This is a genomic window from Aureimonas psammosilenae (genome assembly GCF_009176975.1).
GTDB classification, from domain to species: domain Bacteria; phylum Pseudomonadota; class Alphaproteobacteria; order Rhizobiales; family Rhizobiaceae; genus Plantimonas; species Plantimonas psammosilenae.
Genome location: NZ_WEZG01000008.1, coordinates 84,278 through 109,502, shown reverse-complemented (window position 1 = coordinate 109,502; position 25,225 = coordinate 84,278). Strand labels below are relative to the sequence as shown.

Genomic DNA, 25,225 nt, shown 5'->3' with positions numbered 1-25,225 from the left:
CTCTATTCCGTCGCGCTCCGGACATCGGCCGCGACATCGCGCAGGCTGACCGTCCCCTTGGTGATGACCTTTACCGCCGATTGCAGCTTGGCCCGATCCTGCGCCGTCAATTCTCGGGCGGAAAGCACGATCACCGGAATATCACGGTGACCCGGACGGTTGCGCAGGGCATGAAGGAAGGCGAAGCCGTCCATCACGGGCATCGTCAGATCGAGAAGCACGACGCGCGGCGGCGCGACCTCGACCTTGTCGAGGGCCTCCTGGCCGTTGCCGGCTTCGGCCACGGTCCAGCCGTCGCGCTCCAGAACGTGGCGCAGGCGCGAGCGCGCGTCCGGATCGTCGTCCACCACGAGCACGTCGCCGACATCCTCGCGGAAACGGTCCATCACCTGCCGGAAATTCTCCCAGCGCACGGGTTTGGGCACATAGTCGGCCGCGCCGAGCGAGGAGGCGAGCGAGCGCTCGCTGACCAAGGTCACCATCACCACGGGGATCGCGGCGAGGTCCGGGTCGGACTTCAAGCGGCTGAGCACCGTCCAGCCGTCGAGGCCGGGCATCATGACATCGAGAAGAATGGCGCGCGGCCGCATCTCCTTGGCGAGCGCCAGCCCCGTCTCGCCATCGGCGGCGGTCAGGGTCGCGAAGCCCTCGCGCGCCAGAAAGCGCGTCATCAATTCGCGCTGCGCCGGATCGTCGTCGATCACGAGAACGACCTTGCCGGGCTCGGCCACGAGATCCATGGGAAGCTGCGCCGCAATATCGGGCTCGTCGTTTTGGGGCGGGGGCTCGACATAGGTGGCGGGCAGGGAAAAGGTGAAGGCGCTGCCCTTGTGCTGCTCGCTTTCGACGCTCACCTCGCCGCCGAGCATGGCGCTGAAGGCTTTCGTCAGCGCAAGGCCAAGGCCCGTGCCGCCGAAACGGCGTGTGGTGGAAGCATCGGCCTGCGAGAAGCGCTGGAACAGGCGCTCGATCTGCTCAGGGGTCATGCCGATGCCGGTATCGGACACGCGGAAGCGCATCACCTCGCCGGCGCGCTCGACGCGCAGCGTGATCGTGCCGTCCTGCGTGAACTTGGCCGCGTTGCTGAGGAGGTTGAGGAGGATCTGCCGCAGCTTGGTGATGTCGGTGTTCATCTCGCCGGCGTCCTCGGCGATCTCCACGACGAGGCGGTTGCGCTTCTTGTCGACAAGCGCCTGCGCGGTGATCACCACGTCGCGCACGGCATCCGTGACGCGGAAGGTTTCGGCATAGACATCCATCTTGCCGCTTTCGACCTTGGACAGGTCGAGGACGTCGTTGATGAGGCCGAGAAGATGGCGCGCGTTGCTTTCGATCTTGCGGATATCGACAGCGAGGTCTTCCGGGTTCGTTCCCTCCTCCGCTTCCTCGATCAGGAGTTCGGCATAGCCGATGATGGCCGACAAGGGCGTGCGCAGTTCGTGGCTCATATTCGCCAGGAACTGGCTCTTGGCGATATTGGCCTCTTCGGCCGCTTGAAGAGCCGCGACCGCCGCGCGCTCGGCCATGATCTGGCCGGTGGTCTCGTTGCAGGGGCAGAAGAGGCCCGCGACCCCGCCGGTCTCGTCGTAAACGGGCGTATAGGAAAAGGCGAAATGAGCTTCCGCCATCTCGCCGTTGCGCTCCACGTAGAGGGTGATGTCGTCCATATGGACCGGCTCGCCGGCGAAGACGCGGGACACGAGCGGATCGATGTCCGTCCAGATCTCCGACCAAACATCGTAGAACGAAGCGCCGAGCGCCGCCGGATGCTTGCTTTGGAGGAGCGTCGCATAGGCATCGTTGTAGAGCATGATCTGCTCCGAACCCCAGGCGACATACATCGGCTGGCGGGAGGCGAGCATCAGCCCGACCAGCGTCTTCAGGGCGCGCGGCCAGTCGGAGGGTTGCCCGAGCGGCGAGGAAGCCCAGTCGAAAGCGCGAAGGCGCGTCGCCATCTCGCCCGAGCCGGTCAGGAACCGGGAAGTGACCATATCTCGCGTTTTCCTTCCGATACCCGCTTCCCGGGGCAGCCCCGCGCCGCGTTAACTTGACGAGAGCACCGTTGGTTCGGCCGTCAAGTGACGGGTGGACCTTGTTTTTCCGATCGATCCGCCGCGAACCGGCCCATGGCGTTGCACGATGGATCACTCATTCTTGTTGATTTAGCCGGCTTTCCCGTCGCATCCATGCTTTATCCGTCCGAGTCATGAACACGCGAGCCGCCCGACCCTTGCCGGAACAGATCGAAGCGCATGCCCTTCAGCCGGGGCACAACTGTCGGGAAATCGCGCGAGCCACACGGGCGGCGGTGGTGATCGACGCCGACGACTATTTCACCCACGCCCGCGCCGCGATGTTGAAGGCCGAGCGGCGAATCATGCTGATCGGCTGGGACTTCGACGCCCGCATCACGCTGGGGCGCGGCGGGGAAGACGACCATGCGCCCGAACCGCTCGGCGACTTCGTGCTGTGGCTGGTGCGGAACCGGCCGGAGCTCGAAATCTACCTCCTGCGCTGGGACCTCGGCGCGCTGAAGACGGTGTTTCGTGGCTCCACCGTCTTCACGCTTCTCAAATGGCTGCGGCATCGGCGCATTCACACGCTGCTCGACCGGCACCATCCGACCGCCGCCTCGCATCATCAGAAGATCGTGGTGATCGACGACGCGCTCGCCTTTTGCGGCGGCATCGACATGACGGAGGACCGTTGGGACACCCGCGAGCATCGGCACGACGACCCGCGGCGGCGAAAGCCGAACGGCGCGCCCTATAAGCCCTGGCACGACGCCACGACGGCGCTGGAAGGGCCGATGGCGGAAGCCATCGCGCGCATTGCCCGCGAGCGCTGGCAACATGCCGGCGGCGCGCCGCTGAAGGCTCTGAGCGGCCATCCCTCGCCCTGGCCCGAAGGCTTAGGAGCGACCTTCACCGATGTTGCCATGGCGGTGTCGCGCTCGATCCCGAAGATGGAGGATCAAGAGCCCGTCGCCGAGATCGAGCGCCTTTATCTCGATCTCATCGCGCGGGCCAAGCGCCACATCTATGCCGAAAGCCAGTATTTCGCCTCGCGCCGCATCGCCGAGGCCATCGCGCGCCGGCTCGACGAGGCGGACGGGCCGGAGATCGTGCTCATCAATCCGCTGACCGCGCAAGGATGGCTGGAGCCCATCGCCATGGATACGGCGCGCGCCCGCCTTTACGAGGCCCTGCGCCGCCGCGACAAGCATGGTCGCTTCCGCCTTTTCCACCCCTACACGTCCGGCGGCGAGCCGATCTATGTCCATGCCAAGATTCTGATCGTCGACGACGAGGTCTTGCGCATCGGTTCCTCCAACATGAACAACCGCTCGCTGAGGCTGGACACCGAATGCGACGTGACGATCGACGCGACCCTGCCCGGCAACGTGGAGGCGCGGCAGGTCATCGCGCGCATCCGCGCCGATCTTCTGGCGGAGCATCTCGGCGTGTCGGTGGAAACGGTCGCCGACCGGATCGGGCAAACGGGCTCCCTCATCGCGGCGGTGGAAGGACTCTTAGGCAAACCGAAGACATTGAGGCCCTACCAGACGCCCGACCTCAACGCCGTCGAGGCATGGCTCGCCGACAACGAAGTGCTCGATCCGGAAGGCCCGGACGAAATGTTCGAAGCCTTCAGCCGGCGGGGATTGTTCCGGGGCTGGCGTTGGACCCGCCGCCAGCGCGGCTGAGGGCGCACGACCCCGATCCAACGGTTTGTCGGCGCCCGTCGGCGTGACACCGCTGAAGGCTGCCTATCATGATTACGCGAAGGCCCGCGCCAAAGTCGCGCGATCTCGATATTGCGTGCTCATAGAGCTTTTAGTACGCTGGATCGACGATGAGCAACTCATCGTTCCGTGACGCCGCACGCTGAGAGGGCTGCGTCTCACCCTCAGGAAGTTGCCGAAAAGTGTCCTACCGCCGAAACAATGACGGTTGTTCGTTCTGGCGTGATTCCGAGGCTGTCGGTTTCTGTCGATGGCTCGGCATCAGGGCCGTGCGATCAGGTGCCCTGCAGAAGACCGCTGTGGAGGATTGTGGCGAGCCGACCTGCCAGCCGGCCGCGCATCGTCGCACCGTCCTGCGTTTCGAGGCGGGTCTCGGTCTTCGCATCCGGGGCGGGACTGTCGACATGCAGCAGATCGATCTGTTCGATTCGTGGTTCGAGCCCGATCCGCTCGATGACGCGATCACGTTTCGCCGCAACGACGACCCGCCCGTTCTGACGAGACTGGTGATTTCGCGGGCAGCGCACAAGAACTGACGCCATCGCCGAGCCGGGGTTCCGCTGCTTCGATTCCTTCGGCGCCCGCCTGCGGCCGTAGCACCGCTACGGCCTTATCGATCTCCTCGGCATCATTGCCTCCGACCTCCCGCACGGCGCTTCAAACCGCCTCGATGCGTTTCAGGCCTTGAAGGATGACCGCGCGCATGGCGGCGCGCGCCGAGTCGGGATCGCGAAGCTCGATCGCCTGCGCGATCATGCGGTGGCGGGCCACTGAAAGCGCGTGCGCGGAACTGCTGGAGATCGGCGAACTCACCATGAAGGCCGCTTCCAGCGCGACCTGGATGACGTAGCAGATCGAGCGCATCAACGGATTGCCCGACGCCTCGGCGATGGCCGTATGGAAGCGAAGATCGGCCCCCACGAAGCCTTCGGCGGAGGAATGCGAGCGTTCCATCTCGTCGATGCATTCGGCCAGTTCCACCAGATGCGCGTCGCTGCGCCGCTCCGCCGCCAGGGCCGCCGCTTCCGGCTCGAAAGCCAGACGCATTTCCGCGAGATTGAACAGGAAGCTGCGGTCGATCCCGATGGTCGCATGCCAGAACAGGATGTCGGGATCGAAATAGTTCCAGTCGCGGCGAAGCGTCACCCGCGTCCCGACCTTCGCCCTCGCCAGGATCATGCCCTTGGCGGAAAGCGACTTCAGCGCTTCGCGCAGCACCGTTCGTGAAACCGCGAAACGAGCCAAAAGATCGACCTCGTTCGGCAGCATCGTATTTTCGGCGAATTCTCCCCCGACGATACCGAGACCCAGGCCGTGCATGACCTGATCGTGCTGGGACGATGCCTTGCCGTTGGCCTTCTCTCCCCAGCGCGGGGTGGTGCGGAATCTGATCTTGTCTGACGCAAACATGATTTCGTCGCTTCGAATCGGCTTTACCAGAACCGCGAAGCGCCACGATATCGCGGGCATCATCGGATGCGGACGGATTGTCTTGGCAGGACCCCCGGAATCCGTACTTTCCCTTCGATTGCAGCGTTCTTCAAGACCGTTTCCGCGTTTCGCACCAAAAATTCATCATACATTTGGATGGAACGACAGTGGGACGAATGTCGGTTCCAACGGATGGTCCTGAACGGGGCGGCGGGTTTGAACGAGTGGGCCGACGAGCTTCCATCGCTTCGCTCGCGGCATTGAAGCACCTAATAGCGGGGAACGCGGCCGCGCCGCTGCCCTGCGAGCGTCGACGTTTCGCCGCTACCGACCATCTCTCACGCTCGCCACATAGAATACGACTTTAGCCGAAAAATATGACTTTACGACTTTCGGCGCCGCTGCTAGCTTCGATGCGTGGAGGTTGCCTAAAGTTGGGGACGTCGCGGTCGCCGCGCCGAAAATCGGGCTCTTGTCCGATCCGGCGCTCGATGCCGCACATCCGACGACGGCTTTTCCACATGGCGCGCGCCTGAGGGTCCGGCGCCTTCGGCTGAATTCTGACAGGCAGGCGAGATCGCCACGTGTTCACGATTGGTATCGATTACGGCACGAACTCCGTTCGCGCGCTCGTGGTTCGCTGTTCCGACGGCGCGGAGTACGGCGTCGGGGTGGTGAACTATCCGAGCGGCGACCAGGGCATCCTGCTCGATCGCAAGGACTCCCTCGTCGCCCGTCAAAGCCCCGCCGACTATATCCATGGCCTGAGGGAATCGGTACGCGCCGCGCTGGCGCAGGCCATAAAGCGCGAGGACTTCGCGCTCGACCTCGTCACCGGCATCGGTGTCGATTCCACCGGGTCGAGCCCGCTTCCCGTGGACGCCCGCAATCGTGCGCTGTCGGTGGATCCGCATTGGAGCGGCAATCTGGCGGCGCAATGCTGGCTGTGGAAGGACCATACCAGCTGGTGGGAAGCGGCGGAGATCACGCGTCTGGCCGCCGAACATCGACCCCATTACATCGCGGTCTGCGGTTTCACCTATTCCTCCGAATGGTTCTGGTCGAAGGTCTGGCATTGCCTGCGCACCGCGCCGGAGGTTTTCGAGGCGGCGCATTCCTGGGTCGAGCTGGCGGACTGGATTCCGGCCGTTCTGGCCGGTGTCGATGATCCGGCGCTCGTCAAACGCGGCGTCTGCGCGGCCGGGCACAAGGCGCTCTACAGCCGCAAATGGGGCGGGTTGCCGGACAAGGAATTCCTCGGCCTTCTCGATCCGAAACTCGCCGATCTTCGTGATCGTCTTTACGACGAGGCGCAGGACTCCTCCGTGCCGGCCGGGACTTTGAGCGCCGAATGGGCGGCGGAATTCGGTTTGAAGCCGGGCATCGCGATCGCCACCGGCGCCTTCGACGTTCATTACGGCGCGATCGGCTGCGGCGTCGCCGAGGGCACCCTCGTCAAGGTTATCGGCACCTCCACCTGCGACTGCGGCGTGGTGGCGGCCGAGAAGGATGTGGACGACGTTCCCGGCATCTGCGGCATCGTCGAGGGCTCTATCCTGCCGGGCTTCTTCGGCGTCGAAGCCGGCCAGTCGGCGGTCGGCGACATCTTCAAATGGTGGGTCGAGGGTATCTGCCGGGGCGACGGCGCGCTCCACGGCGCGTTGATGACCGAGGCTTCCGAACTGAAGCCCGGCCAGTCCGGCCTTCTCGCGCTCGACTGGAACAACGGCAACCGCACGATCCTCGTGGACCAGCTTCTCACCGGCCTCATGCTCGGGCAGACGCTTTATACGACCCGTGCGGAAATCTACCGCGCCTTGATCGAGGCGACAGCCTTCGGTGCGCGCGCCATCATCGAGCGGCTGCGCGAATACGGCATTCCGGTGGAGCGCGTCGTTTGCACGGGCGGCATCGCCGAAAAGAACCCGCTCCTCATGCAGATCTATGCCGACATCACCGGCTGCACCATGCTGGTCGCAAGTTCCAGCCAGACCTGCGCGCTGGGCGGCGCCATGGTCGCGTCCGTGATCTCGGGCCAGCACGAAAGCTTCGACGAGGCCAAGGCCGCGATGACCTCGCTTCGCGACGAGCAATACGTTCCCGATGCCGCGCGCGGCGAAGTCTACGATCGCCTCTACGGTCTTTACCGCGAGTTGCACGACAGTTTCGGCGGGCTGACGACGGCCGCCGATCTTTCCAAGGTGATGAAGCGCCTGATCGAGATCCGGCAGGACGCTTCGCGTTAGTCTTCGGCGAAAAAACGAATACTGGCGGTATCGAGCCGCCGTCCCCATTCGACGACCATACAAGGCATGAACATGATCGGTTTGAGTTCCCCCAAGATCTGGTTCGTTTGCGGCTCGCAGCATCTCTACGGGCCCGGGCCCCTCCAGGAGGTCGCCGAGAACGCGCGCAAGATCGCGGCGGGACTCCATGCCGAAGGCGGCTTCCCGCTGGAGATCGTGGCCAAACCCATCGTCACCACGCCCGACGAGATCGCCCGCCTTTGCATCGAGGCCAATGCCGACGAAGACTGCGCCGGTCTGATCCTCTGGATGCACACCTTCTCGCCGTCCAAGATGTGGATTCGCGGGCTGTCGCAGCTCCAAAAGCCCTTCCTGCACCTGCACACCCAGTTCGATCGCGAACTCCCCTGGGAGACGATCGACATGGACTACATGAACCTCAACCAGTCGGCGCATGGCGACCGCGAAGCGGGCTTCATTCACACGCGCCTGCGCCTTGGGCGCAAGGTCGTGGTCGGGCACTGGTCCGATCCGGAAGTGCATGCCCGCATCGACGCCTGGATTCGCGCCGCACGCGCCTGGCACGACTGGCAGGGCGCCCGCTTCTGCCGCTTCGGCGACAACATGCGCCAGGTCGCCGTGACCGAGGGCGATAAGGTGTCGGCGGAAATGACCTTCGGCTTTGCCGTCAACGGCTACGGCATCGGCGATCTCGCCGCGAAGATGAATGCCGTGTCCGACGCCGATGTCGCGGCGCTGGCGGCCGAATACGAGCGTCTTTATGCCGTCGTCGCGGATCTGAAAAAGGGTGGCGCGCGCCACGAGTCGCTTCTCTACAACGCCCGCCAGGAACTCGGCCTTCGCGCCTTTCTCGAGGAAGGAGGCTTCAAGGGCTATACCGACACGTTCGAGGACCTGCACGGCCTGACCCAGTTGCCGGGCATGGCGACGCAGCGCCTGATGGCCGACGGCTACGGCTTCGGCGGCGAAGGCGACTGGAAGACCTCCGCGCTGGTGCGCGCCATGAAGGTGATGGGCGAGGGGATGTCCGGCGCGACTTCCTTCATGGAAGACTACACCTATCACCTGCCGGCCGGCGGCGAAGTTGTGCTCGGCTCGCATATGCTGGAAATCTGCCCGACCATCGCGGAAGGTCAGCCCTCCGTCGAGATCCACGCGCTCGGCATCGGCGGCAAGGACGATCCGGTGCGTCTCGTTTTCGACGCCAAGCTCGGCTCGGCGCTGAACGCCACGCTGGTGGATCTCGGCAACCGCTTCCGGCTCCTTGTCAACGAGGTGGAATCCGTCGTCCATCCCGCGCTTCCCAAGCTTCCCGTGGCGCGCGCCGTCTGGGCCTGCAAGCCGGACTTCAAGACCGCCTGCCAGGCGTGGATTCTGGCGGGCGGCGCCCACCACACCGGCTACAGCTACGACGTGACCACCGAGATGCTGGAGGATTTCGCGACCATCGCAGGGATCGAGCTGGCCGTGATCGACGCCGACACCGAAATCCGCGCCTTCAAGCAGGACCTGCGCAACAACGAGGTCTATTATCACTTCGCCCGCGGCATCCGCGCCTGAGGGAGTTCGGATCGGTGTCGAACTACAAGGAACTGAAGCGCGAAGCCTTCGAGGCCAATGTCGCCCTGCCCCGGCAGGGCCTCATCAACCTCACCTTCGGCAATGCCAGCGCGGCCGACCGCGACCGGGGCGTCTTCGCCATCAAGCCGAGCGGCGTCGACTACGAGGAACTGCGCGCCAAGGACATGGTCGTCGTGGACTTCGAGGGCAAGCGGGTGGAGGGCGATCTGAACCCTTCCTCGGACACGCCGACCCATCGCCGGCTGCTTCTCGCCTTTCCGGCGATCGGCGGCGTGGTCCACACCCATTCCTCGCACGCCACCGCCTTCGCGCAGGCGGGCCAGGCGATCCCGATCTTCGGCACCACGCATGCCGATTATTTCAACGGCGACATTCCGGTGACGCGCAAGATGACGGAGGCCGAGATCGCCACGGCCTACGAATGGGAAACGGGCAATGTCATCGTGGAGCGGATGAACAATCTCGATCCGCTCGACTTTCCCGGCATTCTCGTGAACCGCCACGCGCCTTTCACCTGGGGCAAGACCGTTGCCAAGGCCGTGGAGGCGGCCGTCGCGGTGGAGTGCATCGCCCATATGGCGCTGATGTCGCTGCAACTGGCGCCCAAGCTGGCGCGGATCGAACCGGAGCTGCTGAATAAGCATTTCAAGCGCAAGCATGGCGCCGATGCGTATTACGGGCAGTCTTCGAAATGAATATCAGGCATGCCGCTAAGAAATCGGCATGCTCGGTGTAGTAGAATCCAATTGACTATAGGTAATCAATAGCTTACTGTCTAAATAGTCGATTGGGAGTGGATCGACAATTGGGAGGATTTATCATGACCAAGTGGAAAACTGGGGCTGCCGGCGTTCTGACGGCGATGTTGATGGCGTCGTCGGCCTATGCGGCCGATATGACGGTCGGCTTCTCGCAGATCGGCTCGGAGTCGGGCTGGCGCGCCGCCGAAACCACGGTGACGAAGAGCGAAGCCGAAAAGCGCGGCATCACACTGAAATTCGCCGACGCGCAGCAGAAGCAGGAAAACCAGATCAAGGCGCTTCGCTCCTTCATCGCGCAAGGGGTTGACGCGATCCTGGTGGCGCCGGTCGTCGCGACGGGCTGGGATGCCGTTCTGAAGGAAGCGCAGGAAGCCGAGATTCCCGTGATCCTCCTCGACCGCACGGTCGACGCGCCGGACTCGCTTTACCTGACCGCCGTCACTTCCGACCTCGTGCATGAAGGCAAGGTCGCGGGCGACTATCTCGTGAAGACGGTCGGCTCCAAGCCCTGCAACGTCGTCGAGCTTCAGGGCACCACCGGCTCCTCGCCGGCGATCGACCGCAAGAAGGGCTTCGAGGAAGCGCTGAAGGGTCACGACAACCTGAAGATCACCAAGAGCCAGACGGGCGATTTCACGCGCACGAAGGGCAAGGAAGTGATGGAAAGCTTCATCAAGTCCACCAATGGCGGCAAGGACATCTGCGCCCTTTACGCCCATAACGACGACATGGCCGTCGGCGCCATCCAGGCCATCAAGGAAGCCGGCCTGAAGCCGGGCACCGACATCATGGTCGTGTCGATCGACGCGGTGCCGGATATCTTCCAGGCGCTGGCCAAGGGCGAGGCGAATGCCACGGTCGAACTGACGCCGAACATGGCCGGCCCGGCCTTCGAAGCGCTGGCGAAGTTAAAGGCCGACGGCACCAAGCCGCCGAAGTGGATTCAGACCGAGTCGAAGCTCTACACCCAGGCCGACGACCCGCAGAAGGTCTACGAGTCCAAGAAGAACCTCGGCTACTGACGATCGCGACGGCGCCCGGCGGTTCGAGCCGCCGGGCGTTCGTCGTTCTCGATGTCGGCAGCGCTCCCGTGGGCTGCCGACCCATCCCAACGCATGGGTCAGGTTCGCATGTCCGCTTCACCTCCGCTGCTGTTCGTTTCCGGCGTGTCGAAGAGCTTTCTCGGCATTCCAGCGCTGCAGAACATCGACCTGACATTGCTTCGCGGCGAGGTTCACGCGCTGCTCGGCGAGAACGGCGCCGGCAAGTCGACCCTCGTCAAGATCATCACCGGCGTTTACCGGCGTGACGCCGGCGAAATGCGGCTCGATGGCGAAATCGTCGAACCGCGCGGCGTCGAGGAAGCGCAGGCCCTCGGCATCGGCACCGTTTATCAGGAGGTCAATCTCCTGCCGAACCTCACCGTGGCGGAGAATCTCTTTCTCGGGCGCGAGCCCCGCCGCTTCGGGCTCGTTTCGGTCGGCCGCATGCGGCGCATGGCGCGTGAGGTTCTGGCCCGCTACGGCCTCGACCTCGATGTCGGCGCCAACCTTTCGCGTTATTCGGTGGCCGTCCAGCAGATCGTCGCCATCGCCCGCGCCGTGGAGCTTTCCGGCAAGGTGCTGATCCTCGACGAGCCGACGGCCAGCCTCGATGCGGCCGAGGTGGAACGGCTGTTCACCATCGTGCGCAAACTGCGCGACCAGGGTCTCGCCGTGGTCTTCATCACCCATTTTCTGGATCAGGTCTTCGATCTGGCCGATCGCGTCACGGTTTTGCGCAATGGGCGCCTCGTCGGCACGAAGCCGATCAAGGGGCTGACGCGCCTTGACATCGTGCAGATGATGCTCGGGCGCGAACTGAAAGAGGAAACCGTCGGCGAGCGGCCGGCCCTCAGCGAGGGCGCCGACGGCGAGGCCGCCATCCGCTTTCGCGGTTTTGGACGCAAGACGAGCGTCAAGCCCTTCGATCTCGACATCCGACGCGGCGAGGTGGTCGGTGTCGCGGGGCTTCTCGGCTCCGGGCGCACCGAAACCGCTCGCCTCCTGTTCGGCGTCGACCGCGCCGACAGCGGCGAAGCGAGCGTCGAGGGAAAGAAGATCAAGCTGGACTCGCCGCGCGACGCCATTGCCCAAGGGTTCGGCTTCTGCCCGGAAGAGCGCAAGGTCGACGGCATCGTCGGCGATCTGTCGGTGCGCGAGAACCTGATCCTCGCCCTTCAGGCGCAGCGTGGCTGGTTGCGGCCCCTGCCCCGCGCCGAACAGAACGAACTGGCCGACCGCTATATCCGGATGCTCGACATCCGCACGTCCGACCGCGAGAAGCCGATCAAGTTCCTGTCCGGCGGCAACCAGCAGAAGGTGATCCTCGCCCGCTGGCTCGCCACCAATCCGCGCTTCCTGATCCTCGACGAGCCGACGCGCGGCATCGATGTCGGCGCTCATGCCGAGATCATCCGCCTCATCCGCGAACTCTGCGACAACGGCATGTCGCTTCTCGTGATCTCCTCGGAGCTCGAAGAGCTCGTCGCTTATTCGCGGCGCATCGTGGTGTGCTCCGAGCGTGCCCATGTCGCCGAACTCGTCGGCGAAGAGGTCACGGCCGACCGTATCCTCGGCGCCATCGCCTCGCCGGAAGCCAGAAGAGCCGTCGCATGAACGTTTTGAAGCGCCTTGCGCCCCAACTCGCGGTCCTGGCGATCGTGCTTGCCGTGAACGCCGTGATGTTTCCCGGCTTCTTCCACCTCGCCTTCCAGGATGGCCGCCTCTACGGCAGCCTGATCGACGTTCTCAATCGCGGCGCGCCGGTCGCGATCCTGGCGATCGGCATGACGCTGGTGATCGCGACGAAGGGCATCGACCTTTCCGTCGGCGCGGTGATGGCGATCTGCGGCGCGGTGGGCGCCAGCATGATCGAGCAGGGCCAGCCCCTCCTTCTGACGCTCGTCGTGGTTCTCGTGATCGGCCTCCTTTGCGGGTTATGGAACGGCTTTCTCGTCGCGGTTCTCGACATCCAGCCGATCATCGCGACCCTGATCCTCATGGTGGCGGGGCGCGGCGTCGCCCAGCTCGTGACGCAAGGGGCGATCCTCACCTTCAACGATCCGGCCTTCGCCTTTATCGGCAGCGGTTCCTTCGCCGGCCTGCCGCTCCCGGTTCTGATCTGGATCGGCCTTGGCCTTGCCGCGATCCTGGCCGTCCGGCGCACCGCGCTCGGCCTTCTGGTGGAAGCCGTCGGCGTCAACCGGCATGCCTCGATGCTCGCCGGCATCAACGCCACCGTCCTCATCCTCGCGGTTTATGCGGTGAGCGGCGTTTGCGCGGCGGTCGCCGGCACCATCGCCACCGCAGACATCCGGGGCGCCGACGCCAACAATGCCGGCCTGTGGCTGGAACTCGACGCCATCCTCGCCGTCGTGATCGGCGGCAATTCGCTCTTCGGCGGCCGCTTCTCCATCCTCGCCTCCTTGATCGGCGCGATGATCATCCAGGCCGTGAACACCGGCATTCTCCTGTCGGGCTTCCCGCCGGAGTTCAACCTCGTGATCAAAGCCGGCATCATCCTCGCGATCCTCGTGATCCAGTCGCCCGCCAGCCGCGTCGCGCTCGGCTATCTGCGCCTGCCCAAACGCCAAGCGAGCGCTGCAACAAGGACCGCGGCCGAATCATGATCCGCTCCCGCTACCTGCCCCTTCTGGCGACGATCCTCGTCTTCATCCTCGCCTATGCCGCTTCCGTCGCGCAGTTTCCGAACATGGCCACCACGCGGGTCGTGGGAAACCTCCTGACCGACAACGCCTTTCTCGGCATCGCCGCCGTCGGCATGACCTTCGTGATCCTGTCGGGAGGCATCGATCTGTCCATCGGTTCGGTGATCGCCTTCACCAGCGTGTTCATCGCCGTTCTCCTGCGCGACACCTCGATCCATCCGCTGGCGGCCTTCGCGCTGGCGCTTCTCGTCTCCACCGCCTTCGGCGCGTTGATGGGCACGATCATCCATTATCTCGCCATGCCCGCCTTTATCGTCACCCTGGCGGGCATGTTTCTGGCGCGCGGCATGGCCTTCATGCTGTCGGTGGAAAGCGTGCCGATCTCGCACCCCTTCACCGACTGGCTGCAGACCCTCTACTACCGGCTGCCGGGCGGCGGGCGCCTGACGCTGGTCGGTCTCCTGATGCTCGCCGTGTTCTTTATCGGCGCGGTTCTCGCCCAGCGCACGCGCTTCGGCACGAATGTCTACGCGCTCGGCGGCAGCGCGCAGTCGGCCGAACTCATGGGCGTGCCGGTGGCGCGCACGACGATCCTGATCTACGCCCTGTCCGGTTTCCTGTCCGGCCTGTCCGGCATCGTGTTCTCGCTCTATACCTCGGCCGGCTATTCCTTGAACGCGGTCGGCGTCGAGCTCGACGCCATCGCGGCGGTGGTGATCGGCGGCACGCTTCTCACCGGCGGCTCGGGCTTCGTGCTCGGCACGCTCGTCGGCATCCTGATCCAAGGCCTCATCCAGACATACATCGTCTTCGACGGAACCCTGTCGTCCTGGTGGACCAAGATCGTGATCGGCATCCTGCTCTTCGCCTTCATCATCCTCCAGCGCACCATTCTTTGGCTTTCCGCCAAGCAGCCGAAACCGACGGCGGCCGCCGAGGCCAAGCTGGCCTGACAAGGCGGTCCTGCCATCGGGCTGGAAGTTCGGCCTCCGCTGCTGCTATGACCTGAAGTCACGGCGGCAGCAGGTGATCATCATGTCCATGCGAGTTTTCGATCATCGAACTGGGTGGGCGATGGCGCGGGACGCCGTTTGAGCATGACCTCCCGCCTCGCCCATGTTTCCGTTCCCCCGATCGCGCAGGCCGGGCGCTGGGCCGCCCTCTACGACGGCCGCCACGGCGCGCTGATCGACTGCAGCCAGGCCGTTCCCAACCGGCCGCCCCCGCCCGAACTCGCCGAGCGCCTCGCGAGCGCGGCGGCAAGCGCGGGCTCCGCCCGCTACGGTGAGATCCTCGGCGACCGGACGCTGCGCGCAGCCTATGCCGCCCATGTTTCCGAGCGCTACCGGGTGGCTGTCGATCCTTCGCGCGTGGCGATCACCAGCGGCTGCAACCAAGCCTTCTTCGCCACGATGGTGGCTCTTGGCGGCGCGGGCGATGCGGTGATCCTGCCGGTGCCATGGTATTTCAACCATCTGATGACGTTGCAGATGCTGGGGCTCGAAGCGCGCCCCCTTCCCCTCGATCCGGCGAACGGCTTTCTGCCCGATGCGCTCGCGCTGGAAGCCTTGATCGATGAACGCACCAAAGCCGTCGTGCTTGTTTCGCCGAACAACCCGACCGGCGCGGTTTATCCGGATGCGGTTCTCGCCGAAATCCTGGCGCTTTGCGCCCGGCATGGGCTCACTCTCGTTCTGGACGAGACTTATCGCGACTTCCTGGCCAACGAGGCCGTACCGCATTCATTGTTCGGGCGAAGCGAAGCCGACGACCATCTCGTGGCGCTTTATTCCTTCTCCAAGACCTATGCGATTCCCGGCCATCGTGCCGGTGCGCTGGTCGCGGGTTCCCGCGCGATGCCGGACATCGAGAAGGTGATCGACTGCATCCAGATCTGCGCGCCGCGCGGCACGCAGGCCGTTCTGCCTTGGGCGATCGAATCGCTGGGTAGCTTTCGAAAGGCGAGCGCCGCCGAGATCGTGGCTCGGGCGGAGGTCTTCGCGCAGGCCATGGAGCCCCTGGCCGGCTGGCGCATCCGCCAGATCGGCGCTTATTTCGCCTATGTCGAGCATCCCTTCGCGGGGGAGCCGTCGGGCGAGGTTTCGCGGCGGCTGGCGAAGGAGTTGGGGATCGTCACGCTTCCCGGCAGTTTCTTCGGGCCGGACCAGGAACGGTTCCTGCGCATCGCCTTCGCCAATGTCGACGCGCCGGCCATCGCCGAGATGGCGCGCCGCCTCGCACTCCCCTCGCCTTCATCGGAGCCGGCATGAGCCACGACCTCGACGCCCTTCGCGCCCGCTTCGGGGGCGACAACGAGCGGCTCATTTATGACGAGGGCTTCGCCCGCGTCGCGTCCCGCTTGTTCGATCCGAAGGGAACGCGCGTCGCGCCCTTCGCCGGCATTCCGACGCTTCTGGATGCTCCTCACCGCCCGGTCGATTGGTCGGCGCCCGACCTGTCCGACCTCGATGTCGCGCTTCTCGGCGTGCCGATGGATCTGGGCGTCACCAACCGTAACGGCAGCCGCTTCGGACCGCGCGCCCTGCGCACCATCGAGCGTGTCGGCCCCTACAACCACGTCCTGAAAACCATGCCGACGCTGGATCTGCGCGTGGCCGATATCGGCGACGTGCCGTTCCGCTCGCGTTTCGATCTGGCGACTTCGCACGAGGATATCGAGGCGACGGTGACCAAGGTCACCCGCGCCGGCGTTCTGCCGCTGTCGGTCGGCGGCGACCATTCGATCTCGCTGCCGATCCTGAGGGCCCTTGGCCGCGAGCGCCCCGTCGCGATGATCCATATCGACGCCCATTGCGACACGAGCGGTCCCTTCGACGGCTGCAAGTTCCACCATGGCGGCCCGTTCCGCCAAGCCGTGCTCGACGGCGTGCTCGACCCCACACGCACGATCCAGATCGGCATTCGCGGCTCATCCGAATATCTCTGGGAGTTCTCGGCGGCGTCCGGGATGACGGTGGTCCACGCCGAGGAGATCTCCGATCTCGGGCTGAAGCGCAGCGTGGAGATGGCGCGCGAAACGGTCGGCGACGCGCCTGTCTATCTGTCCTTCGATATCGACAGCCTCGATCCGGCCTTTGCGCCTGGAACGGGCACGCCGGAGATCGGCGGCCTTTCCACCCGCGAGGCGCTCGGCCTTCTTCGTGGGTTGGCCGGCATCCGCATCGTCGGCGGCGACCTTGTGGAAGTCGCGCCGCAATACGACGCCTCGACCAACACCGCCCATGCGGGCGCGCAGATGCTGTTCGAGATCCTCAGCCTCGTGCCGTTCTCGCCGTCTTTCCGCGCCGCTTAAGGACTGGCGTAGCCTTTCCCGAATGCCCGCCGCCGCTCCCGTGAAACGGCGAGCGGCGGCGACCGGTCTTCCCTGTTGCTTTTGTTTTATCCGTTGCGCCCGTCGGATATCGGGCGATGCTTGGCGGCATACATCGTGGCGTCCGCCACCGCGAAGAGTTCTGCCGCGCTGACCCCCGTTCGCCATCGAGCCCCGCCGATGCTGACCGATAAGGGCGCGCCGCCGGGACCGACGAGCGCCTTGAATCGTGCGCCGAGGCGGTCAGCGACCGCGGCAAGCATGGTTTCGCGGGCCGTGAAGATCAGGGCCGCGAACTCGTCGCCGCCGATGCGATAAATGCGGTCGTCCCGGCGAAGACCCTGCCGCAGCGCCACCGCCACGCTCCGCAACACGGCGTCGCCCGCCGCATGGCCGTGCCGGTCGTTGATCGGCTTGAAGCGATCGATATCGAAAACCAGAAGCGCGAAGGGCTTCGATCCGCCGGTTGCGGCGGCAAGGTCCCTGTCGAAGGCGCGCCGGTTGCCGAGCGATGTCAGCCCATCCTCGTAGGCCGCCGATTCCAGGTCGCAAAGGGCAGCCTTGGCGCGGGTGACGTCGATGCAAAGACCAAGAACGTCCCGCCTGCCGCCCGCGTGCCGCACGAGCGGAAACAAGGAAAGGCGCCACCAGTGCGATCCCGTCGGCCGGGCCGGATGCTGTTCCTCCTGCTCCAGGCAGTTATCGGCGGAGAACAAGGCCGATGCCGTCTTCTCCAGCCACCGCCGCCGCATGTCGCCGGCATCATTGCCGAAGACCTCTTGATGCCGGGTGTTCGCCCGAAACGACGCGACCCTTCCCTCAGCGGTGATGGACGCGAGGAATGCCGGCTGCGGCAGGGACTCCAACCCGAAACTCGTGCCGAGCATCTGCGCGTTGCGGTTCGGGATGTCGGTGCACCTCATGACGCCTCCCAGGCTTCCCCGGCCCTTTGTCGTGGAGCGAGCCGTTGTGTTATCCCGCTATGTTATCAAGGGTTATGTCTTGAGAATGTGTGGATAGCCGAAACCCGAAGCCATGACAGTCCATAGCTGGCTCGCGGAAGATCGAAAAAGCCCCATCAGTTGAATGACTTGTTGGATCAAGACTTCGATAACCATAACCTGAGCATCTATCGAGTAGGCTCATTTGAGGAGATGACGCGCAGAACATTCCGATGTTTGCTAATGGTGCTGGATCGGAGAGCGGCCATGCCGTTGAACTCGAAGTTATATTTCCTTTCATTGAAGGCCTTGCGCTTCCGCCGTTGCCCTTCCGGCAGCAACGCGGTGGAGTTCGCCGTGCTGGCGCCGCTCCTTTGCTTCATGGTGATCGGCATGGCCTATCTGGCGTTGTTTCTGGGCACCGCCCATTCGCTCGCGCAGATCGCGGCGGACGTGTCCCGTTATGCCATGGTCGGGCACGACCCGGACGAGCGGCAGGAACTCGCCTCGCGCTGGATGACGCGGACGGCGACCTCTTATCCATTGATCGATGTGCGGCGGCTGCAACTCGAAACCATCGAAGCGGATGAGATGATGACCGTTTCGCTCGACTACGACATCTCCTACCTGCCGATGCCGACGCTCCTCGTGCAGATGCTCGATTTGAAGCCGTCGATCGTGCGCCATGCGGCGGTGCTTCTGCCATGAGGCGGTTTCTGTCGGCCTTGGCTTCCCGCGTCGCCGGCGACCGGAAGGCCAGCACCTCGCTTCTGTTCGGCCTCGCCGCGCCCGTACTTTTGGGGACTGCCGCCTTCGCCACGGATATGGGCGTCCTTTATCTGCGCCATCGCTCGCTTCAAGCGGCGGTGGATGCCGCCGCGGTGGCGGCCGCCGGCCATCCCGATATCGCGGCGACCGTCGCCAAGCGCGTCCTGAACGCCGCCGGCCAGTCCGACGCGGTGATCTCCCTTCAGTTCGGTCAGTACGACCGCGACGCCTCCGACCGCGACGAACGCTTCACGCCTCGAACGGCCGGGCTCGGCGATGCGGTGCGGATCGAGGCGTCGGTGAAGGGCACCCTCCACCTCGGCCGCATCATCGGCATTCCCGAGCCGCAAATCCGCGCCCATGCCGAAGCGGCGGTATCGCCTGTCGTGTCGATGTCGATCGGCAGCCGTCTGGCTGCCGTCGATCTCGATCCCCTGAACGCGCTTTTGTCGTCCGCGCTCGGTGTCACGATCAACCTGACACGAACGGATTACACCCATCTGGCACATTCCGAGATCGAACTCGGTGATCTCCTGGCGACCGTTGTGGGACCCGAGGGGAAGGTCGGCGAGGCCTTGGCGCGGCCGGTGCGAGTGGCTGACCTTCTGACGGAGATGGCACGCGTCATGGGTCGCCACGACGATCCGGTTGCCATGGCCGTTTTGAACAAGGCGGCGCGGCAGATGCTGCGCTCGGATGCCAAGCTTGCGCTCGGTCAGATCCTGCGCCTCGACGACGCCTTGCTGAAGGCGCGGGTGGCCTATCCCAGCCCGGCAATGAAAGCCAAGCTGTCCGTTCTCGATGTCTTCAACGGCGCGATGAAACAGCGCGGCATCGGCTCGCCGGTCTCCTTCCCTCTATCCGTTCCGGCGCTTGGCGGGGTGGAAATCGCCTTTCAACTCGGCGAAGCGGGTGTGTCGACGCGAGGCCTGTCGGTGTCGGAGGATCTGCCGCGCATCGAAACCGATCTCCTGCGGCTCCGAGCGAGGATTTCCACCGGCGGCCTTCTGGACAAGCTGCGGACCGGGCTCGATCTGCCGCTGGAACTCGTGGTCGGGGGCGGAACGGCGGAGGTGGTCGACGTCCAGTGCCCGTCGGACAAGTCGCTTCGCAAGGTCACGGTGCGCGTTCGCCCCGGCGTGGCGAAGCTGGCGCTCGGCAAGTGGACCGACCCGCTGTCGGAAGCCAGCATTCACGGCAGGCTCCCGCCCGTCCAGCTTCTGGAGGTGCTCGGTGCCGGCATCGAAGCCCAGGCCTTTGTCACGACACGCGCGGTGGCCGCAACGGAAGTGACCTTCACCAGCACCGACATCCAGAACGGCACGGTGAAGAGCGTGCGCACGTCGACGGTTTTGCAAAGCCTGATCGCAAGCCTTCTCCAGCAGGTGCAACTCACCCCCAGAGGGGCTGCGGCCTTGCCCCTGGTGCCGGTCGTCGGCACGGCGCTGGCGACCCTTGCGGTACCGCTGGACGCGCTGCTCAATTCGGTGCTGGCGGCAACCGGCATCGGCGTCGGCGAAGTGAACCTTCGCGTCGATGACCTCATCTGCGGGCACGCGCGTATCGTCGGCTAAAGGATGGACGCAAACGGATATACGATTTCTTAACCATGTTATTCCAAGTTGTTGAATATAACTTTTGGAAAACAGACATGATCGGGAATCTGCCCGTTCTCCGCCGCATGCCCTTTCGTTGCCTTTTGCGCGGCGCCGTCGTCGTGGTCGGCTTGTGGTCGTTTCCGGCAGAAGCGCAGATCGTCGATCTCGACACGGATCTCGCAGCGCTCCTGACGAGGCTTCTCGCCGTTCCGTCCACCGCCACGAGCGGGGCCCGTCTCGACAATCTCGACGACGTCGCGACCCGCCTTCTGTCGCCGGGCGGCCTCCTGTCGGATGTTTCGGCCAAGATCGGCGAACAAGGGCGGCTTCTCGACGTTCAGGGCGGCGGCCTGGCATCCCTTCGGGTCGATCTCTCGGACTTGCGCAAGTCGCTCGACCTGAACTCGCAGGATAACCGCACCGAACTCACCGACCTCCGCCGCACCGTGAATACGCACACGACGGTGCTGATGGATCACGAGCAGCGAATCGACCGGAATACCACCGACATCGCCACCCTCACCGAACGGAGCGTTGCGCAGGGGCGCGACGTGACGCGGCTGGACGGGCAGGCGCAGAACCATGAGAAGCGGATCACGGTGCTGGAAGAGGCGATGGACGACAACTGGAACGATCAGGTCGCCGGCCTCGCCGAATTCGGAAACGCGATGAACGAGCGCATGGATAACATGGATGCGCGTATGAGTAAGATGGACGCGCGGATCGACACGGCCAATGAAGGCGTGGCGCTGGCTCTCGCGTTGAAGAGCCCGTATGTCCCCGAAGACAAGAGGGTCGCGATTTCCGGCGGATGGGGCAGCTTCGAGGGCGAGAACGCCTTCGGCCTGTCGGGCGCGGTGCGGGCCGGCTCGAACTTCCAGATCGATGCCGGGCTGGCGGTGGGCGCCGGAAAGGGCAGCGTCGGCGGGCGGGCGGGTGCGACCTTCTCCTGGTAAGGCCGTCAGCCTTGCCGCCGCGCTTCCAGGATGCGGATGAGACTCGCCAAGTGATGCCGCACTTCCTCGTTCTCGATGCGGTCGAGAACGGCCTGCAACTCAGCGTCGTTCGTCCCCTGCGAGTCGGGACGCGCGGCCGTGCGGACCGGCGCCAGTCCTTCGAAGAAGAAGCTCGGTTCCACATCGAAGAACGCGGCGAGGCGGTAAAGCGTGCTGGCGCTCAGCCGGTTTTCGCCAAGCTCGTATTTGCGGATTTGCTGATAGGTAAGATCGACGGCCTGCCCTGCATCCTGCAGCGTGGCACCGCGCCTGTCGCGCAGCATTCGCAGACGCGATCCGATATGCGTATCGACCGGGTCCTTTGACAACGCGCTCAACCTTCGATAGAAACGCTCCCTGAACTCGGAGCGTTGCGGCTGTTTAACGCATTTGGTCGCGGCTTCGCAATGCGCTTCCTCACGCATTCGCGTAAATGTTTCGCAGGCTATGAAATCCGTGCATCGCGTGTTGTAGCTGCGTTACGCGTGGTTCAGCGGCGAGGCATCTCCTGTTCGCTGCAAGAAACCGCACCAAGCCGACGCCCCGCTTCCATCAGAACCGCCTCGACGAGTTTCGCCAGCATCGGCTCGCGCGCTGCGATGGCCAGTTCGTGGGAATGCATCAATCCCTCGACGATCGCCACATGAGGCTCGCTCGATTCGCTCGAGACGGTCACGTCGAGAAGTCGGCCGGGATAACAGAACGGACGGCCATCGGGATCGCGGAAGCAGACGCCTTCTACCTGGACCCAGCGAAGGCCGTAAATTCGGCTGTCGACCCGGTAGGTCTCGCGAAGGGGCTCCCCCGTCAACACCGAATGCTGGACGCTGTGCGCGACGCGATCCCGGTCGGTTGCGAAGATGCCCTGGAAGAAGATCCGTGATGGAACACCCCGGCGGCCTTCTTCCGGCGGAACGGAATAATAGCGGGAGACGGTTTCATCCGCTTGTATGATGTCGTCGCGGACATTCCAGACCCAGACACCACCCCGTTCGCAGATCGCCGGAAGGCTGTCTGAACGCTTCGAATGCGGCATCGGGTCTCCTTTTGGTAAGGATGAAACCTTGGAAACGCTTATCGGTCAGACGGTTACACCGATAAGGTGGCTAATGTCGGCCTCATAACGTTGTTCCCCGACGTAGCGTTCGACACAACTTGCAATTCCATAGCTGTCCAGCGGTTCCGCTGGGAAAGGAAGGGAGTTCCCGCATCCGATCATCGGCGTGACGAGGCGCCGATCAATCGGGAGCGAGACGATCGCGCAAAGGGCTGACGCCGCGAATGGATCAGCTTCCGCCGCGTCTGCCAGTGTCGTTCGAACGGAAAAAAGGCCCGGCAGAACATGCCGAGCCTTCCGATGATCCGATTCTGAAGGGATGCTTCAGAATTCGCGCAGGAACTGCAGGAAGCCGCGCGTCTGGCTGAGGTCGTCGAGTCCGCCCTTCAGATCGACGTCGCGATAGGTGACTTCGCCCAGGACCGAGAAATTGGTGGTGACGGCGTATTCCAAGCTGCCGCCGGCGCCCCAGATTTCGGAGCCCTGCGACACGCCGTTGGCGTAGTTGATCGCGAAGGTCTTGCCGTAGATGCCGTTCACATAGGCCGTCAGCTTGCCGAAGCTCTGCTGGTAGCCGGCGCCGACCTGATATTCTTCCGGAAGGGAGCCGAAGCTGAAGTTCGAGTTCGTATTGCCTTCCGCCTCGATGCCGAGGAGGTAGCCGCCGGGCGACAGCGAGGCGTATTCCGTCGGGTCGAAGGCATAGTGGCCTTCCACCTTGAAGGCGCTGCCCGTGTAGATCAGGTCCTTCAGTTCAGCGCCCGCCTTGATCGCGAAGGCGCCGTCCTCGCTTTGATCGGTCCCGTAGTCGTCCAGGTTAAAGATGGTCGGCTGCGTGACATTCGGATCGAAATTGTCTTCGTCGTAGACACCGGACACGTAGGCCGAGCCCCAGGCGCCCTTGTAGGCGACCTGCGCCACGACATCCGGGATCGCGTCGCCATCGCCTTCGTCCTCGACCGAGGTCGAGATCGTGAAGCCGTTGGTGGCGAAGGTGTAGCGGATCTGGTTCTGCGCCAGATCGCCGACCGACCAGTCGTTGTCGAGGTAGAGACCATCGTTCTCGGCCCAGAGCGAGTCGAGGCGACCCATGGTCAACCCGCCGAGCTGGATGAAGCCCTGGTCGAGATCGACGTTGTTATTGGATGTGCCGTAGCCGAGATCGGTGCCGGAAATGTTGGTAGCCTGGAGGCGCGTGAAGGCGCGCAGAGTGCCGAGCTCGGTTTCCTCGCGAGCGTCGAACTCCAGACGAGCACGAACCTGGGTATTGAAATCGTAGTCGCGCTCGAAAGCGTCCTCGTCCAGATCCCGGTCGTTGACCTCCCCAAACCCGCCCGGCGTTCCGCTGATGTCGCCCGAAGCGTTCAAGCGGACGCGGATATATCCGCCGATCTTGAGGCAGGTTTCGGTGCCGGGGATGTAGAAGAAGCCTGTGCCGTAGACGTCGCAGACGCGGACATATTCAACCGGCTCCGGCTCCACCATGGTCACGGGGGCATCGGCGGCGCGAGCGCCGGAAACCGCGACGAGACCAGCGACGGAACCAAGGAGAAGTTGCTTGAAGCTCATGACCGACCCCTGCCATGCCACCGACTTCCTTCCGCCATCGGCCAGATCAGGCGCGATACCCTCGGCGGCGGGAAAGTCCGTTGTTTGTTTTCGCGGTGAGATTGATCGAATTCGTCGGTTCCAACAAGTACAACCTCGCTGCTCGACACCTTTACGCCACAAACCGTTGCCCAATTATCACGAGGTCTCCGCCTGATAAGTCACTGAACTTATGAGGCGTAGGAAAACGGCACGCGTTCTACTTTCTAGATGAACGAAGCGTGGCAACGGTCCCTGCGCTCGACTCCGGTCTGGTGTGCTCGGCCGGTCCGTATCCTCAATCTCGGCAACCGGCGAAAAGCTGCCAAGCACCGCGAAGCTCTGTATAGACCAATGGAAAGGCCGGGCCGCGCTCGTTTATGCGGTTCGAATCGGTGGAGCCTCCACTTGGAAATGGGGATCGATGCCATGCTCGTCGTGCTGCGCCGCTTACCCCCGACCACTCTTTCGGCGTCCTGAATGGCGTTTCTTCTCCTTCGCCGCGTTCTCGGCCTCCTTCTGACGCTGGTTCTCGTTTCGTTGTCGATCTTCCTCTTGATGAACGTCCTGCCGGGCGATCCGGCGGCGATCATGCTCGGAACGACGGCGCGCCCGGATACGCTCGCGGCGCTGCGGGCCGAGATGGGGCTCGATGCGCCGATTATCCTGCGCTTCGGCCGCTGGATCGGCGGCGTCCTCGTCGGCGATCTCGGCCGGTCCACGACCTATGGCGTTCCCGTTGCGGGGTTGATCGCCGAACGGCTGGTCGTCACCCTGCCGCTCGCCGCGCTCGCCGTCCTTTTCTCCATCGCGATCTCGATCCCGCTCGGCACGGTAGCGGCCGCGCGGAAGGGCCGTTGGCCGGACATGGTCGCGACGCTCTTCGCGCAAGGCAGCGTCGCGTTGCCGAACTTCTGGATCGGGCTTCTCCTTATCCTTCTCTTCTCCTCCGCGCTCGGCTGGCTGCCATCGGGTGGCTTTCCTGGATGGCAGGCGGGCATCGGGCCGGCGCTGGCTGCGCTGCTTCTTCCCGCCCTCGCCCTCGCCTTGCCGCAGGCCGGCATCCTGACGCGCGTGACGCGAACGGCGGTTCTCGACGTTCTGAACGAGGATTTCGTGCGCACTGCGCGCGCCAAGGGGCTGACGCGCTCGGCCGCCTTGTGCCGCCACGCTCTGCCGAACGCGCTCGTGCCGGTCGCGACCATCCTCGGGCTGCAGTTCACCTATCTCATCGCCGGTTCTGTTCTCGTTGAAAACGTCTTCGGCCTGCCGGGTCTCGGGCGTCTCGCCTTTCAAGCCTTCTCGCAGCGCGATCTCGTGGTGATGCAGAGCGTCGTTCTGTTTCTCGCCGGGCTGGTGATCGTGGTGAACGCCCTCGTTGATCTCGCTTATCTCGTTCTCGATCCGCGCCTTCGCGCGAGGGGGGCGGCGTGAGAACCGCCGGCTCGCTCGCC

General features: G+C 64.3%; 21 protein-coding genes. 15 read left to right on the top strand and 6 right to left on the bottom strand.

The window, feature by feature from the left end:
* Nucleotides 1–2 precede the first annotated feature (2 nt).
* Nucleotides 3–1,991 (bottom strand): response regulator, encoded by a 1,989-nt coding sequence (locus F9929_RS15270; protein WP_152047448.1) that lies wholly within the window; start codon nt 1,989–1,991, stop codon nt 3–5.
* A 239-nt stretch (nt 1,992–2,230) separates the two neighbouring features.
* On the opposite strand from F9929_RS15270, the gene F9929_RS15265 reads away from it, so the two are divergent.
* Nucleotides 2,231–3,706 carry a phospholipase D-like domain-containing protein gene (locus F9929_RS15265; protein WP_235919337.1) on the top strand — a complete coding sequence of 492 codons (1,476 nt, stop codon included), beginning with the start codon at nt 2,231–2,233 and terminating at the stop codon, nt 3,704–3,706.
* A 338-nt stretch (nt 3,707–4,044) separates the two neighbouring features.
* Entirely contained in the window at nt 4,045–4,281 is a 237-nt protein-coding gene (locus F9929_RS15260; protein ID WP_152047446.1) for a hypothetical protein, read from the top strand.
* A gap of 121 nt (nt 4,282–4,402) precedes the next feature.
* Here the strand turns inward: F9929_RS15260 and F9929_RS15255 are convergent, their stop codons facing one another.
* Nucleotides 4,403–5,155 carry a FadR/GntR family transcriptional regulator gene (locus F9929_RS15255; RefSeq protein WP_152047445.1) on the bottom strand — a complete coding sequence of 251 codons (753 nt, stop codon included), beginning with the start codon at nt 5,153–5,155 and terminating at the stop codon, nt 4,403–4,405.
* 605 nt (nt 5,156–5,760) lie between these two features.
* Between F9929_RS15255 and F9929_RS15250 the strand changes: the two genes are divergently transcribed.
* From F9929_RS15250 to speB, 9 genes are all read left to right on the top strand, one after another.
* Entirely contained in the window at nt 5,761–7,422 is a 1,662-nt protein-coding gene (locus tag F9929_RS15250; protein ID WP_152047444.1) for a ribulokinase, read from the top strand.
* 66 nt (nt 7,423–7,488) lie between these two features.
* Nucleotides 7,489–9,003: an L-arabinose isomerase gene (gene araA / locus F9929_RS15245; RefSeq protein ID WP_235919335.1), complete on the top strand. Its 1,515-nt coding sequence runs from the start codon at nt 7,489–7,491 to the stop codon at nt 9,001–9,003.
* A 14-nt stretch (nt 9,004–9,017) separates the two neighbouring features.
* Nucleotides 9,018–9,719 carry an L-ribulose-5-phosphate 4-epimerase AraD gene (araD, locus tag F9929_RS15240; RefSeq protein WP_152047443.1) on the top strand — a complete coding sequence of 234 codons (702 nt, stop codon included), beginning with the start codon at nt 9,018–9,020 and terminating at the stop codon, nt 9,717–9,719.
* 125 nt (nt 9,720–9,844) lie between these two features.
* Nucleotides 9,845–10,807, top strand: a complete 963-nt coding sequence (gene ytfQ, locus F9929_RS15235; protein ID WP_152047442.1) for a galactofuranose ABC transporter, galactofuranose-binding protein YtfQ — start codon at nt 9,845–9,847, stop codon at nt 10,805–10,807.
* Nucleotides 10,808–10,915: 108 nt separating this feature from the next.
* A complete protein-coding gene (locus tag F9929_RS15230) occupies nt 10,916–12,442 on the top strand; it encodes a sugar ABC transporter ATP-binding protein (RefSeq protein ID WP_152047441.1) in 1,527 nt (508 codons plus the stop codon).
* Entirely contained in the window at nt 12,439–13,455 is a 1,017-nt protein-coding gene (locus F9929_RS15225) for an ABC transporter permease (protein ID WP_152047440.1), read from the top strand. Before F9929_RS15230 ends, F9929_RS15225 begins: the two co-directional genes overlap by 4 nt.
* The gene (gene yjfF / locus F9929_RS15220; protein WP_152047520.1) at nt 13,455–14,447 is read left to right on the top strand and encodes a galactofuranose ABC transporter, permease protein YjfF; all 993 of its coding nucleotides are present in this window, start codon (nt 13,455–13,457) and stop codon (nt 14,445–14,447) included. The genes F9929_RS15225 and yjfF overlap by 1 nt, the downstream gene beginning before the upstream one ends.
* A gap of 144 nt (nt 14,448–14,591) precedes the next feature.
* Entirely contained in the window at nt 14,592–15,764 is a 1,173-nt protein-coding gene (locus F9929_RS15215) for an aminotransferase (RefSeq protein ID WP_152047439.1), read from the top strand.
* Nucleotides 15,761–16,807: an agmatinase gene (speB, locus tag F9929_RS15210; RefSeq protein ID WP_152047438.1), complete on the top strand. Its 1,047-nt coding sequence runs from the start codon at nt 15,761–15,763 to the stop codon at nt 16,805–16,807. Before F9929_RS15215 ends, speB begins: the two co-directional genes overlap by 4 nt.
* 86 nt (nt 16,808–16,893) lie before the next feature.
* Here the strand turns inward: speB and F9929_RS15205 are convergent, their stop codons facing one another.
* Complete coding sequence (locus tag F9929_RS15205) at nt 16,894–17,748, bottom strand: GGDEF domain-containing protein (RefSeq protein WP_152047437.1); 855 nt, start codon at nt 17,746–17,748, stop codon at nt 16,894–16,896.
* A gap of 291 nt (nt 17,749–18,039) precedes the next feature.
* Between F9929_RS15205 and F9929_RS15200 the strand changes: the two genes are divergently transcribed.
* The 3 genes from F9929_RS15200 (at nt 18,040) to F9929_RS15190 (ending at nt 21,088) form a co-directional block, all read left to right on the top strand.
* Nucleotides 18,040–18,474, top strand: coding sequence for a TadE/TadG family type IV pilus assembly protein (locus tag F9929_RS15200; protein ID WP_193227784.1), 435 nt, complete (start codon nt 18,040–18,042; stop codon nt 18,472–18,474).
* Nucleotides 18,471–20,108 carry a pilus assembly protein TadG-related protein gene (locus F9929_RS15195; RefSeq protein ID WP_152047435.1) on the top strand — a complete coding sequence of 546 codons (1,638 nt, stop codon included), beginning with the start codon at nt 18,471–18,473 and terminating at the stop codon, nt 20,106–20,108. Before F9929_RS15200 ends, F9929_RS15195 begins: the two co-directional genes overlap by 4 nt.
* 77 nt (nt 20,109–20,185) lie before the next feature.
* Nucleotides 20,186–21,088, top strand: a complete 903-nt coding sequence (locus tag F9929_RS15190) for a YadA C-terminal domain-containing protein (protein WP_193227783.1) — start codon at nt 20,186–20,188, stop codon at nt 21,086–21,088.
* A gap of 5 nt (nt 21,089–21,093) precedes the next feature.
* Here F9929_RS15190 and F9929_RS15185 read toward each other — a convergent pair whose 3' ends face one another.
* The 3 genes from F9929_RS15185 to F9929_RS15175 form a co-directional block, all read right to left on the bottom strand.
* Complete coding sequence (locus tag F9929_RS15185) at nt 21,094–21,465, bottom strand: helix-turn-helix domain-containing protein (RefSeq protein ID WP_193227782.1); 372 nt, start codon at nt 21,463–21,465, stop codon at nt 21,094–21,096.
* 152 nt (nt 21,466–21,617) lie between these two features.
* A complete protein-coding gene (locus F9929_RS15180; protein ID WP_152047432.1) occupies nt 21,618–22,163 on the bottom strand; it encodes a PAS domain-containing protein in 546 nt (181 codons plus the stop codon).
* Between the two features lie 345 nt (nt 22,164–22,508).
* Nucleotides 22,509–23,753, bottom strand: coding sequence for a porin (locus F9929_RS15175; RefSeq protein WP_152047431.1), 1,245 nt, complete (start codon nt 23,751–23,753; stop codon nt 22,509–22,511).
* 498 nt (nt 23,754–24,251) lie between these two features.
* Here F9929_RS15175 and F9929_RS15170 point away from each other — a divergent pair, with 498 nt between their 5' ends.
* On the top strand, nt 24,252–25,205 hold the full coding sequence (locus F9929_RS15170; RefSeq protein ID WP_152047430.1) for an ABC transporter permease: 954 nt from the start codon (nt 24,252–24,254) through the stop codon (nt 25,203–25,205).
* The last annotated feature ends 20 nt before the right edge of the window (nt 25,206–25,225 follow it).